General features: G+C 42.2%; 7 protein-coding genes. 1 reads left to right on the top strand and 6 read right to left on the bottom strand.

The genetic code is table 11. The features are described from left to right. Window positions 1-41 precede the first annotated feature (41 nt). From ATB76_RS16005 to ATB76_RS16030, 6 genes are all read right to left on the bottom strand, one after another. Window positions 42-590, bottom strand: a complete 549-nt coding sequence (locus tag ATB76_RS16005; protein ID WP_061035686.1) for a hypothetical protein — start codon at window positions 588-590, stop codon at window positions 42-44. 320 nt (window positions 591-910) lie between these two features. Beyond that, window positions 911-8,584, bottom strand: a complete 7,674-nt coding sequence (locus tag ATB76_RS16010; protein ID WP_061035687.1) for a tandem-95 repeat protein — start codon at window positions 8,582-8,584, stop codon at window positions 911-913. Between the two features lie 146 nt (window positions 8,585-8,730). Then, on the bottom strand, window positions 8,731-9,339 hold the full coding sequence (locus ATB76_RS16015) for a tail fiber protein (RefSeq protein WP_061035688.1): 609 nt from the start codon (window positions 9,337-9,339) through the stop codon (window positions 8,731-8,733). A 72-nt stretch (window positions 9,340-9,411) separates the two neighbouring features. Then, window positions 9,412-10,347, bottom strand: a complete 936-nt coding sequence (locus tag ATB76_RS16020; protein ID WP_061035689.1) for a formyltransferase family protein — start codon at window positions 10,345-10,347, stop codon at window positions 9,412-9,414. Between the two features lie 13 nt (window positions 10,348-10,360). Further along, window positions 10,361-11,638 carry a hypothetical protein gene (locus ATB76_RS16025; protein ID WP_179946844.1) on the bottom strand — a complete coding sequence of 426 codons (1,278 nt, stop codon included), beginning with the start codon at window positions 11,636-11,638 and terminating at the stop codon, window positions 10,361-10,363. A gap of 262 nt (window positions 11,639-11,900) precedes the next feature. Beyond that, window positions 11,901-13,649: an FAD-dependent oxidoreductase gene (locus ATB76_RS16030; protein WP_240538043.1), complete on the bottom strand. Its 1,749-nt coding sequence runs from the start codon at window positions 13,647-13,649 to the stop codon at window positions 11,901-11,903. 350 nt (window positions 13,650-13,999) lie between these two features. Between ATB76_RS16030 and ATB76_RS16035 the strand changes: the two genes are divergently transcribed. Next, window positions 14,000-14,473, top strand: coding sequence for a DUF1842 domain-containing protein (locus tag ATB76_RS16035; RefSeq protein WP_042601311.1), 474 nt, complete (start codon window positions 14,000-14,002; stop codon window positions 14,471-14,473). Window positions 14,474-14,529: the final 56 nt, after the last annotated feature.

Raw genomic sequence — 14,529 nt, forward strand, 5'->3', positions numbered from 1 at the left:
AGAGCGAAACGAAAAGTCCCCCGAGCAGTCGGGGGATTTTTTTAGAAATCAGCTTTACGGACGTAGTGGGGGTTTTTGTATTTCTTCTCTGGTCCAAAACTAGAAACCACCAACTTGTTCCAAAGCGTTTTATCGAACTCTCCTTTAGGAATGGAAGGGTATAGTGTTTCTTCTTCTTCCCTTGCAAAGTTCATGTACTGCTTTTTCTTTATTTGGTTGTATTTCTTCGCGATTTGGTTGTGTTTTCTCACCCATTCGAGCTTATATTCACGCAACACGTTTTCGCCTTTTTCGGCGTTCATACGTGATAAGAAAAGGCGTTTGTACGACACTTTTCTGTCGAGCATAGTACGCATTACCGTCTGGATATACTTACCATGATGAGTGATGGTGATATCTTTCTCGTCAATAGGCGTGATAAACCAGCTCTTCGGTAAAAAGCTCGGCTTCTTAAATTGCTTATTACGTTCCACTAGCACCTGATGAAGAACTAAATCAGATGTGCCGCGAAAGGTCTTTTGCCACTTAGCGATTCGTATCTGTAACGAACCTGGTAAGCGATAGATGTTAGTAAACTTATCTTGGTCCATGGACTTCTGTCATGAAATTAATATGCAATGTGAAAATTCGCAAACACAAACCCACAAACGTCATAAACAGGTATTGTTTGAATAGGTTGAGTCGGTAGTTAGCGCGATTTTACAACGACCTTGCTGATAATAGCGAGGGGTTATGTCAATAATAGGTAAGAAATAAAGAAATTGTTTAGATTATGAATACTTTATTGTTTCACCGTTATGACGACTTAAGGCTCGCATTGCTATACAAAGATTATCGACATATTAGTCTTAGTGTTTAAGTACGTAATATGAATGCATGTAACAAGTCGATTTTTGATCGCTTAACATGCTTATCGGGGCCATTGATAACGTAAGATAGCTGTTGCAGTATCGATGTCATTCTCATCGAGAAAGTACCGAGATAACTTTAAAGTGATACTCACTCGATCTGTTACGGTATAGCCAACGCCTAGACCTGCATACGAATCGATTCCATCGAATTGAGTCGTAATCTTGTTGTCTAAATATTTACTCTCTACCTCTGTTTCCCAGCTTATTACACCAAGTGTCACATCAGTAAACCAATCTCCCTGTTGCCAAAAGCGATAGCGAGTATCAAAGCCAAAGCCCTGTACAAGAATGGGAGCAATAGATGCGACACTTTGGTGATACTGAGTGGGTGTTGTTGTCGTTGATTTCAAGCGTGCACTACCTGAGCCCATGTCGATATAACGTAAAGAAACTGACCAGTCTGGATCGATACTGTAGCTAACAGCTACGGAAAAAAATCGGTCAGAAGTATCTGTGGAGTAGAGTGTTTCTGTGGATGATATATTTCTATCATCGGCTTCGCTGATGCCCAATTCCCCTTCAACAAACCAATTTGCGCGACTATTGAAACTCACGGCTAGAAGTGCGACAAAAGCACACTGTAATTTGTGGGATCTCATCGCCGTTAAGAAACTTAATAGAAATAGCCATATCAGATTCATCGAGCCCGCACCGGACTGATTCGATACGACTGCATCATGTGTTAGGGTTACTTTCACTGTTACTTTCCCTTTTGCCTCTAAGCCATGCGTATCTTGAATTAAGTAAGTTATTGAGTCTTCACCCTCAAACCCAAGAGGTGGTGTATAGAGTAGGGCTTCTTGGTCATTGATAGTGACGGTTCCTCGAATAGCGACTGCGGAGACTACGCTCAATGCATCATTGTCGGGGTCATAATCATTACTTAATACATTAATTGTTATCATTGAGCGGTCATTCGTTTGGCTAAAATCATCGATGGCATAAGGGGCTTGGCTGTTAATTACCGTTACAGCCACGTTGGCACTTCCTGTACCGCCAACACTATCCGTAATGCTGTAGTTAATGTTGTCTTCACCAATGAATTGACTTGCAGCAGTGTAATACAACTGATTATTGACAATCGAAACACGACCAATATTGGTGGTTGCATGGCTAATTGACAGACTTTGTCCATCAGAGGTTGTGTCGTTGTTCAAGACATCAATGGTAGCTGAACCATTACGATGAATTTTAATTTTGTCATCAGTGGGTTGTGGCAAAACAGTGTCACTTGCTCGAACCGCAACCCCACTTGGATCAATGATGGTTCCGTTAGCGATGTTATCATCATCATTTGGCCCGCCATCTTTTATAGTGACTTGAACGCACCAATGCCCCTCATTTAAACCGTCAATCCAACTCGCGCCTCCTGGTGGAGGGCAGTAACCTCGCTCACCAAGTGTTGATGCAACTGAGTTGTTCATGTCTATTACAAAATCCTGCCAACCTTGCTCGGCTTGGAGTTTACGGTAGACAGCATTGGCGGGTATAGGAAGGCGTTGTGGTATAACCAATTGATAGCTTTGTCCAGCTTGCGGCAAACCTGTGGCGACAAAATCGAAGATACCGCCAATATTACTGGCTTGTTCATCTTGCAGTAATTCACTCTCCAACAATTCGACACCACCAGTTTGATTTTCTAAGGTACTCACACCTTTGCGTAAACATACCCCTGGTTGACCTTCTACTAAAAAGTTATTTAGATCGATGACACGTTGTTGTACTACGTTACAGTCTGAAATCGCATCAAGGTAATCTGGGATCCCATCATTATCACTGTCATTATGACCTTCTTCAGCATCAGGAATTAAATCACCATCACTATCGATAGATGCACTCAGTGTTGGCAGTGCTTCATTTACCTCAATGAAAGCGTTTTGGGTGACTGAAAGCGACTCATCACCATCATCAGTTACTCGAAGAGTAAGGGAGTAAATTGCGTTAGGCAGTTGTTCTGCAGAAAAATATAGGCTGGCGTTGGCTTCTTGTCCCGCAATTAAAGTAGCTAATTCATCATTATCTGTTGACCAACGAAGTATATGCCTGTCACTGGTGTTGGCATCCGTCAGTGCAGCAGTAACTGTGACGATATCATTTGTTTTTTCAATGCGGCTGCGCTTTTCTCCAGATTGATAGATGGTAATCTCTACAGTAGGTGCCACATTGTGCTCACTGATGGTCAATACATATTGATACTTGCTGCCTAGGTTCAGTTGAGCATCAAGGTCAATAATAATGGTTTCTATGCTCTCGGAAACATCATCAGTAAGAACATCAAAGTCAATTGTTCCAGTGGTGCCAGACTCAATCACTACTTGACCATCTCGTAAAGAATGGTCAGAGCTACTTGCAGTGCCAGATACTGTGTAAGGTATTGTTACAGGGTAGGACGGGGAACTGCCGTTTAGTATAACGTTAACCGAATGACTTGTTCCTTCAGTGGTTTGCCCATCTTTTTCGATACTAACTAACGGATGTACTGTGACGAGTTGTACATCTTGCGCGATATTTCCTTCAGAATCTTGAGTGCTCCAGAATACCGTAGTAATGCCTGGAGCAAAAAGAGTTCGCCCATCGACCAGACTGACCGGCAGATCGTTGCCAATGCTGTCTTTGGCCATTGCTACACCAAGTGGCACCTTAGTATATAAACCTGTTGCATTAGCTTCGATGTCCGCTGGTGCAGTAATGCTCGGTGCGTTAAGTACAGAACTTTCTATGCTGACTTCAACGGTTGCATTAGCTTTACCACCATTACCATCACTAACGCCATATTGGAGTGTTGTCGTGCCTACCTTGTCATAGGTAAATTTTAGCTGACTGCCCATTACCTCAACACTTCCAGCTGAACTACTTATCCATACTAACTTGAGATTGTCTCCATCTTCGTCGCTATCATTACTTAAAACATCTAATAGATAGGTGCCTTCATCTTCTTGGGTAAATATATAAATGTCGTTAATTGCTTGAGGTTCATCGTTCACATTATTAACCGTTAGATTGAAATGTGGTAATGAAGTACTAGTCTTTCCATCACTAACGGTTAATAGAACGTTAGACACAGAGCCTACGTCGTCATTTGATGGTGTGCCAGTCAGTGTCCCGGTCAATGGATCAAGGATTAACCAGTCTGGTAAGTTTTTTGCACTGAAGGTAAATTTACTACTATCGACATCGGTTACGACCGGCGTAAAGGTATAAGTCTCTCCTTGATTGAGCAACGTACTCGGGGTGCCAACAATGATTGGAGCATCATGTACGTTAGACAAGGTTAAGCTGACTATTGCTGCATCAGAATCTAATTCGCCATCGTTTACGACATAGGTAAAACTGTCTTCACCAAAGTAGTGGTCGTTTCCGTGATAGGTCACTTTAGTACCATTAAGCGTGATACTACCGTGTTGCGGTTGGTTGATGATGCGATAGGTTAGGGGGGAACCTTCAACATCTTCTCCTTCTAACGTGATAGTTAAAGCTTGTTCTTCTCGGCCTTTAATGGCCATATGCTGGGCGGAAGGAGCATCGTTAGTGGCGAGTACGCTGAGTGTGATAGTCGCGGGTTCTGAGCCTAGTTCACCATCATTTGCAATGAATTCGAAACTATCAGAACCATGGTAATCAGCGGAGGGTATGTATCTCCACATGTTATAAGAAAGTTGGAGCAGTGTGCCGTTAAGTGGTTGGGTTGTGATGGTATAGGTAAGGCTATCGCTCTCAATATCACGGCCGATTAGCGTGATATCAAGGTTTTCATCTTCGCTTAATGTTAGTGATTGCGATGTTGCTGTTGGGGCATCGTTAACTGGAGTCACTGTCATGGTTACAGTGGCTTCGTTGGAGAGTGCTCCAGCCGTATCTTCTACTGTATAGGTAAAGCTGTCTTCGCCATAAAAGTCCGTTTTTGCCGTGTAGATGATTGTGCCTGTGGAAGTCACCTGAACAATGCCGTTGTTAGGTTTTAGGCTAACGCTAACGCTGTTTGTGTTGAGGGCATCTCCTGAGTCAACATCAGTATCGTTACCCAAAACATTAACTTCAAATTGACCTTCTTCGAATAGTTGTGCTTTGTTATCAATTGCGATTGGAGCATCATTGATTGCGGTAATGCTTAAAGTCACCACTGCACTATGCGATACCGCTTGTCCACTGTCTGTCAGCGTATAAGTAAAGCTGTGTACCCCAGTGATATCCTGTGTTGGGGCTATTTTCAAAGTGCCATCCTGATTGATACTTACGGTAGCAAAGGGATAGATACCACTCCCTTGCCCCAGATCTTGAAGAGTGATATTGCTTTGCACAAAAGCTGATTCTTCAATATCGGTATCATTGCCAAGTACATCCAATGTGGATGTGGTATCTTCATCGAATATCAAGCTATCTGCATTAGCTATTGGTGCATCATTGATTGCTCCAATGTTGACACTAACCGTTGCAGTATTCGAAACCAAACCTTCGCTATCACTTACTGTGTATGTAAAGTTATCACTGCCAAATGCATTCGGACTTGGTGTATAAACTATCGTGCCAGCTTCCTGATCTAGGATGACCTCGCCAATTCGTGGTGCGGATACAATTTGAAGCTCACCGGTCGGGATATTATCCTCCAAATCAGTAGAGCTATTACGTACATTTAATGCGTTACTCGCGGTATCTTCATCTGTATTGATTACAAGATCCGTTGCTATAGGCGCGTCGTTAATCGCATTAATGGTAATTGTGGCGATAGCGGTGTTCGATTCTTGTAACTTTGCGTCTTTAACTGTGTAAACGAAACTGTCTGCTCCTGACACATTGGCATTGGGTGTATAGGTAACAATACCGTTGGTAATGCTGATTCGCCCCTTCACTGGTTGCGATTGAACAATTGCTGATGAAGCGACGAGATCATCATTAATATCACTGTCATTCGCTAATATATCGAACTGTACGCTTGTATCTTCATTAGTAGAGAAACTATCGTCCATTGCCACAGGTGCCGCGTCATATTGTTTTGCAACTGTATCTGTGACCGCTTCTGAGACGTTTTCTGAAGTGTCAGTGAGTACGACGGATAACATCAAATCTGTTTCTAATAATGTCGTGACATCTAACCCCGTGATTTGTTGAACCGTTGAAGTAATGAGCGTTGACCCCGGACTTGCTATTGTTGCAACGCCATCAGTGATCTCATAAGTAAAGTATGATCCTACCTCTGCATCATACAATGTAAAACTCATGGCAGATTCATTGGTTGCATCAATGGAGGCTTGATCGATTTCAATACGGTGTCCATTTGGGGGAAGAGTATCGAAACTGAGGGAGAGTGGTGTTGCGGCAATATTTACGTTACCGGCTTGATCAGAAAATACACCAGCTTTTATCTCTAGTGTCACATTACCTTCAGCGTTTTCGGTTGGGGTGAGAAGAGCAACATAAGTGGTACCACTACCAGTAAAATCCGAAAGTTGGCCATTACTTGCTGTAACATCAATTAGTGAAAAGTTAGAGCTTGGTTCGCTTAAAGTGATGTCAATTGTTGAGTTTTGGCCTGCTTTTAAAGCGTTTTCTGATGTTGTGAATGTGGTAACCGTTGGTTTACTTGTATCCAATACGATGCTTTGTGAAGACGGTGTTGAAGTATTGCCTGAAGCATCCTTCTGGGTCGCTGATACAGTGAGTGAGCCATCATTTAGGCTGCTTAAGTCCAATTCACTGCCACTTAGAGTCCAATTCCCACCATTGTCCGCGATGACGTTGCGCGTCACGGTAGGGTTGATGCTATCCGATACAGTGACAGTAATACTGTTGCTGGCTTCTGCGTCGCTACCAGAAATCAATACGCTATTGACCTCTGTGGAATTTATCACGCCATCACCTTCAATAGGTGTGGTGATTGACAGCGAAATAGGGGCTACATCGTCTAAAACCGTAATCGTAACGCTTTTTTGAAAGGTGGTCGTCGTATCGTCAGTTTGTACGCAAGCGACATAAGTTCCGGGAATCAAAGCGCTTCGTGTTTGCAAATTGTCACCATTGATGACGAAGCTACTATTACCGCTCCCTGAAGTACAAGTACCGTTTTCGCTTGTGTTTGCTGCCACAAGAGAATAGGTGTGGCTGTCACTTAAATCGGCATCTTCAGTGCTCAATGCACCAACAGTGATGTTGTCGCCAGTAGAGGATTGATTAATTGATGCAAGTGACAATGTAATGTTTGATGGTGCTCGATTCAGGGCTTCTACATTAATAGTTGTAGAGCGAGAGGTGCTATCTGCACTTCCGTCGTTGATAACAACAGTAACAATACGAGATGTTTCGTCTGGTGTGATGAATGTGTTGTTGTAAGTGAGAGCGTCTAGAAATGCAGAGATTTCAGAAGCCGATGCCATCATATTCGACATTGAAATGGTGTCTTGTAATACAATATCGGATGCGTCCGATACGCCTGTCAGGCTATTTTGGGCTGATGCTGTGACACTTAATCCTTCAGCTGTACCATGGTAATCGTTTGTCAAAGTTATGGTTATAGTTTTGATTGTGTCGTTATCGGACTCAGTAACCAAGGATGAAGTTGTAATGTTGACGGCTCCGCCACCTTCAATGAAGTTTACTTCATTATCGCTCCCACTTATTTCGGAGTTTAAGTCCACGTTGGGTGCAGTATTTAGTGTAATAAAGTTAAAGGTGGTGTTGTCATTGATTCCTGAAAAGGAATTGCCGTTATTATCTTGGATCACGTTAGCATCGATATGAATTGCAAAAGTTCGGTTACCTAATAAGTCGTTGGTTGGATTTATATAAAGCTTGTTACCACTGATGCTTACTCTACCGGCGGCAGGGGAGGTTGAATAGCCATCGCTTTTAAGCGTTACATCGAAGGTTTCAAAGTCATTATCATCGGTAACGTTATATATTGCGATATTACCAATGCCCAAAATGATGTTTTCGTCAAAAGCGACAACGATATCATTGTTAATGGATACATTGGCGCTATCATCAATAGGAGTGGAGTTTGTTCTGATATAGAGTGGGGCTGCGGAATCTGTTGTCGTTGCATCATCTATTGTGATGTCTCGAACTGCATAGCGTGATTCGTTACAATCTTGGGCGGCTGTACAGAAGAAAGCCATTGTCACCGTATCTACATCTTTCCAAGCTTCATCAATATAGTCCGTATCTCTAGAGATTGAAAACGCATCAAAAAGGTTAGAGTTTGCCTCTCCTCCCTTAGGTAACTCTACAGACTCAGTAACCGTTTGTTGCCCGTCAGAATATCCAGTTAAGGTAATAGTGTAAGTTGTATCGTTTGATCTGTCCGAGCCTTGTATAAACGTAATACTATCAAAGCTAAAGTTAGTGCCTGAGCTTTCATAGAATCGAAACCCTCTGTCTGTATTATCGTCACTAATCATAGTACTGGAAAAAGTGGACTGAATTGCGAAAGAAAAATCGTTTAGGCCTGTGAATGGTATTCCATCACTATTCCCCCCAGCATCCAGTACCATCGTTACATCACCTGTATTGTCTAGGCTGATATCAGATACACCATTAGCTCCGTCTTGTATGTGGCTTAAATTGTCACCTGAGCCATAAGAATAATCTACCGTCTTCTGCGCTGCCCAAGTACTTCCTGAGAAAAAGGCAGCGGATATGAATGCCAAAGAAAAAGTTTGTGCAAACTTACTCAATCTCATATTCAGATCTCCGTTTATGATTGCGACTTGATCAATAAAACATTCAGTTGGTTAATGTTTTGAATGTCGTTCTTAGTCTTGTGGGTTATGTGGAACTAACGTAAATGTGAACGAAATTAACAGTTCGCTACATATGGTGTCGCTGCTTAGTCGTTACGGGAGGGATAAGCCCCTTTCATGGAAATCTGCCAGCTGATTGGCAACGCGGGATTAAGAATATTCAATGGTTGAGAGCCTCCAGTACCTCCGACCGAAACCGTACCCCCAGTTATTCCTCCAGAAAGAGTCATCCCTTTAATGTCAGTGAGAGTCTCAGTTTCGAACCCAGGCTTGAAAAAGCTTTCGGAGGTATTTTGGGCAAGATAGGAATCCGTATCAGGAACTTTTGTATTGGCTTTATTGGTGGCGACTTTCAGAGAGGCTGAAGTTGCGCTACCTAGCGGAGAAAAAATAGCCGAATGAGAATGCTCGGGCATGTTCCCGATAGCAATGATTACTTTTTCATCCCCGATTTGTTTTCCTCGAATATAATTGAGTCCGCCGGGCCTTTGGCCGATGCCAACGAGACTTCGTCCTTGTAGATCAGGGAGTTTAAAGGTCGAACGCCCGTCTCCTCCATAAGTAGTTCCTAACAAGGAAAACAAAGCCTGATTGTCAGCAATAGAAACGGTTTGTCCTTTACATAAGGCAAAGCCTCTGATGGAAAAATTTCCGGCAAAGGCAGTCATTGTTCCTAGAAGAGGTTCAGTAGCCATAATCACTCCTATGATTTGAATTTCACTAAGGGGCATTGGATTTAGGTGAACTCGCACTAACCGTGGTTCTAGTTACACCAATTGGTTGAGGTTCATCCCTGCATCTAATCCAAACAATGTAGCGAACCGATAGCCATCAAATACTCCCTGCTGAGTAGCGAGAATATCCAACCGTATCGCACTATCGATGGTCTTGATGATCAACCCGTTATTTTGGCTAGAGGCCAAGATGGTTCCAGTAGCGATACCTTTGATCCTGGTGGCTGTAGCTGTAGCCTGAAGTAGATTAATTGCTTCGCCTCGAATAAGGACTCGTGATCCACAAAATTCGGGATTAGATGCTCTAGAAAAATTAACGATTTCTAAACTGCTCTGTTTTTGCCAGTCTATGAATAAGTCGCGCTCCCGAACTTTGGAAATTACTGCGGTTTCAGTCTGGGGTGAAAAATGGAGTTCACCACTCATTTTCAATTGTTGATAACGTTCAAATAGCATGGGTAAAGCCTGTGACATTTTCGAGAATAAACATTGAGAAGTGTCAAAAGGGTGGATGGGAACTTCCAGTTGCAACGCTAATTCACCGGAGTCCACCTTTTCTGTGGCGCGATGTAAAGAGAGCATTGCTGACTTTTCACCTCTAGCAATCTGCCAAAATATCGGCGTCGAGCCTCGATAAGTAGGTAAATAACCAGGATGTATATTCAATAATTCGTGTGAAAAATAAGATAATAGAGGTTGGGGGATGAGGTGTCTGAAAAGATAAATTAGACCTGATGTCACTCTAAGTTCATCAAGCTGAGATACGCATTTACTCACATTGGTATTGTCATATTGGATCGTGGGGATTTGATGTTGTGACAAGGTTTTTCTCAACTGAGCTAAGTCTGAGTTTTCTGCGACCTCTTGGGTTGGTAAAACAACAGCAGCAAGCTTATTATGCTGATACAGAAAGTCGACTAGGCTCAAACAGTAACAACTACCACTAAACACAACGTATCTTTCAGTCATTTTTTGTCCCGCCTTATTTCGTTGCAACAAAACCAGGTAAACCTGATAAGCGGTAGTAGAAATTGATTTGCTCGCCACTTCGAGCAATGAAGTGAGCACTGTCAATTGCCAAAGGTTTTGAATCTACATAGAAATCCATATCTGGCTTGGGATGTGTAATACCTGAGTCATACGCATTGATCCGTTCCTTATTGTAAGTATCGATCTGTGCATAAATAGCCAGTATCCGCTGTGAAATATCAGAAACGTTTTTTGGGAGAAGAATTGAATGGGCAGGAATAACTTTGACACCATTATTCAGAACGATTTCTTTCATTTTGAGCAAAGACGACTTACTTATTTCCATCAACGTACCGATTTCTACTCGGTCTTTTTGGGCGGATATAGATTGATGGTTTGAGTGTGCATATTCCGCGGATTTCCATTGTTGATTAAATTCAGTTTCTCCATGTACTAGAATGCCTTTGACCTGTATTTTCTCAGGTAGCATAGTTCCATCTACTTTTAAAAATTTTATCAGATGTTTAGCTATGCTGAGGTGCCCCTCTTGAGTAAACCCATGCTGTAAGGCTTCTAAAAGCAGAACATCATATTCACGTTTCGTTTCATATGTGCAGGCGTCTTGCTCAATAAGGTTTATGGTGACATCGAGTTTTAAGTCTTTAATGAGTTGGTTCAGTACGAGAACAGCGCCTCGTTGCGCGTCTATTAATGTGATGTGAAAGAGCTTATTTTCATAGAGCCTGTGATTCTTATAATAGGCAAACAAGGGCAATACTAATGGAGCAAATGGGCCGCAAGCAGGGTAGAGAATAGAAACGTCATTTTGGTGCTTTAATTTATGCTCGATTACCTGATGTAAACCGCGAGCATAACTACGAATTCGATATATATCTTTGATGGTGTGCTTACTGTTGTGTACTGACATGAGTAGACCGGTTGGACAGATGTACTGAAGTGTTAATTGTTCCTCTGTGATTCCTGAAAATGCCATAGACTGTACTGAACACGAATACATCTCTTCAAAAAGGGGCTCCAATTGTTGATGATTAATAGCCTGGTTTGATAATGCGCACTCTATTGCAATCGCGAAACTCTCTCGCAGTCTTCGGCATCGCTCTGCCTCTGAAAAGTGTTGTATTGTGAGTCTTTGGAGTTGCTCTCGAATTGTGTGTTGTAACAGGGTGTCTAGATCTGTACGTAGGCATGCGAATTGTTCTTGTTTTGAATTTCGTTGTTTATCTTGGTGAGACATATGTAGTAGCAATACATCTTCTAAATTATATTCCATGCCCTGTCTTCCTAATCAATCGTTATGTGATTGGTGACCTTAAATAGATGGTCGACTCTATTAACTACAACACTAGTACATTGATATTTGCGTTGTTGCATATTTATTGGCTGAATGTATTTTGTATGCGCTGGAACGCATATGTTGTGATTTTTATTAAGTATTCTAATTACAACAAGCGTAAGAAACGAGGAGGACAGAAGCCGGATCGGTACTCCGGCTAGCGATGAGTAAATCTACGATGACTCGATTAGTTCACCGTTTAAAAGATGGTTTTATTAGTTCGTAAATGATTGAACGGATCTTTAGCATACACTTTTTTAGCCTTCACCAATCTTTCATAGTGTTCCCCAAAATAGATTTCGGTTGGTATTGAAGGATCTTTGAAGCTGATAAATGCGCCGCCTGTCCCTTCTATCTTTTGTTCACGGGCTTTGCCAATCCAGTCCATAGCGCGGTTTATATCAACCAAAACAGGGTTATTTTGAAATTCGAACTTTTGCTTTATCTCTTCGTTCCACCAAGTCTGATATTGAATCGTGTACTGGCAATTACGATAAGGGAAAGCAATATCCTCTAAGTCATTTGGTTGAGTTATCGAGTAGAAATCGCCTGCGATAGCGCCCAGCGTCACATAGCTAAACAGACCTAATTCACGATTTTCAGGTTTGATAAGAGGAGAGATCAGACTTAACAATAGTTCTCTATAACCCTCATCAGACAACCCATCTTCCTTGACCAAACGAGAGGTGATCTTGTGGGGAGCTGGCGCATCATAATCTGGAGGGAATGGAGTGCCATTTTGTCCCAAAGAGTATCGACCCCAAGAGCTCATGAGACTATGATCGTATAAGTTGTTAGGATAGTTAGCACCGTGAGGTGTATGAATGGTCACCTCGTTTGGCATGCATGTCTTAAATCGAGAATTTAGGAATTCTGTCAGCGAGTCTGGCGTTCCTTCCCAATACCCATACATTAAGCAGTGATGGCTGAGTAAACCGATATTGTTTAAGTCTTCTTGGGTTGGAAAGTCGTCAATGGCGGGGAAAGCATCAATTTTTAAATTGGTTCCCAGTAATTGGCAGGAATCTGTCTGGGGAGTTTCGTTGACTACTTGCTCCCATGCTTTAAGTATATGTAATGTGCTTTGGCAAGGTTGTGGTTTCGAGTATTCTAGTTGTTGTGGACATTTTTGTTCCTCTTTATGATAAGGATTCCACTCTAGCTCAAAGCGAATAATTTCGTTGGGTAAAGCAAAAGTTTCGATCTCCATTTCAGTGATGATGCCGTAACTCATGCCACCTCCACCACGTAACGCCCAAAAAAGTTCGGAATAACAGTCTTTCGAAGCGCGAATAATACTACCATCACCGAGCACAAGAGTTGCACTACGTAGGTATTCACAACACATACCATACTTTCGTGTCCATGGCCCCCAGCCTCCACCTTGAATGAAACCGGTTAACCCTACAGTTGCACAAGTTCCATGCGCGATCATTCGGTTATGTTCCGCCAGTAATGGCGTCAGTTCATAAAACCTAAACCCAGCGCCAATAGTCGCAATTACGCCATCCTCATCGAGCTTGAATGTTTTTATTCCGGTGACATCAATTAATACCACATTATCACCGCTGCATTCCCCGGCATGGTCATGCCCTCCTGAGCGTACCCTAATCGGAAGCTGCAATTCTATTGCGGTCAGGTAGGCTTGTTGAACCTCTTGAGTGCTTTGACACATCACGATCACAAAGGGTTGATATTGATATCGGGTATTAAACACCATTCGCTCAACTTGAAAGGGAGTCAGCCCAGGTACTTCCGAGAGAGACTTATCTTCAGCGGTCAGTAGTCTGTGTTTATCAAATCCATCTTGTTCCATTTTTTGGACAAAACGCTTGGCATTATTTGTGAAGATTGCAAAGGTTGAGAGGACTGCTAAGCGTTGAGTATGTGGATCAGGAGCTTTAGTTGACGCTTCTAGAATAAGTTCATGTTTGTCACATGGTTTCATGGTTTCTTCCATTGTTGTTGTAAGCCTACTAAGAGCTTAATCAAGAGGGAGAATGGTCCTAGTATCAGTTTGGTATCAGTTGCTCCATCTTTCTGATAAATAAAAGATCTGAACCTTTAGTGAGATACTTTTTCTTTCTGCTATGCGTAAGCACGATATGAGTAGAGATGATTTGCGCTGCTAAGAATACAGTTCGTGCCACTTTTACTATCCTCCAATTAGACAGAGTAGTTAAGTTGATGATTAAATTGACAATCGTGATGTGAACCTAAAGTGATACGGATAATCATCTCGCCTTTCTCTAGCTTTAAGATGTCATTAACGACATGTTCAGTTGGAGAAAATACAAAATGAAAAATCAAACTAATCAATCGCACGATGTCTTCTTAGCGAGTTATATCATTGGTAATAAGTTGGCTGGTGGTATCCGCTTTGACGTTAAACTGTTGGTTGGCGGACCAGGGCAGTCGATCACTGGTAAGGGGAATATTACCCAAGCGGTGAGTCCACCGCTTCATGTTCATACTGAGTTGACGGGTAACTATCATTATCAAGCGACTATGCGTGACTGTCATATCATGATTAATTTGCAAGGTTACCAAGCTTATCCTGGAATCCCACCAGTTGGTGTCGATCTGCACAACGTAACATTACGAATTTTACTTAACGATGACTGGAAATCAGGTGTTGCTTTTTACAGCTACAAAGACTCCGATGGAAACTGGGTTGACGTTGAAAACCAACCTGTAACTTTGGAGTCTAACGACCAAGTTGAAAACCTTGAAAAGCTTACAGCGACACATAAAGAGTTAAGTGAGGCTTAAACTGTAAACCTCTTGATGGTGCGCCGATATCTAGGACTGCTTAGTTATCGGCGTAT

Origin of the sequence: Vibrio sp. MOR3 (genome assembly GCF_001557775.1) — a bacterium.
Taxonomy (GTDB): Bacteria; Pseudomonadota; Gammaproteobacteria; order Enterobacterales; family Vibrionaceae; genus Vibrio; species Vibrio jasicida.

Bases quoted from the DNA above. Each gene is read 5' to 3' on its own strand.
- ATB76_RS16005 (WP_061035686.1), bottom strand. From the start codon at position 590: ATGGACCAAGATAAGTTTACTAACATCTATCGCTTACCAGGTTCGTTA.
- ATB76_RS16010 (WP_061035687.1), bottom strand. From the start codon at position 8,584: ATGAGATTGAGTAAGTTTGCACAAACTTTTTCTTTGGCATTCATATCC.
- ATB76_RS16015 (WP_061035688.1), bottom strand. From the start codon at position 9,339: ATGGCTACTGAACCTCTTCTAGGAACAATGACTGCCTTTGCCGGAAAT.
- ATB76_RS16020 (WP_061035689.1), bottom strand. From the start codon at position 10,347: ATGACTGAAAGATACGTTGTGTTTAGTGGTAGTTGTTACTGTTTGAGC.
- ATB76_RS16025 (WP_179946844.1), bottom strand. From the start codon at position 11,638: ATGGAATATAATTTAGAAGATGTATTGCTACTACATATGTCTCACCAA.
- ATB76_RS16030 (WP_240538043.1), bottom strand. From the start codon at position 13,649: ATGAAACCATGTGACAAACATGAACTTATTCTAGAAGCGTCAACTAAA.
- ATB76_RS16035 (WP_042601311.1), top strand. From the start codon at position 14,000: ATGAAAAATCAAACTAATCAATCGCACGATGTCTTCTTAGCGAGTTAT.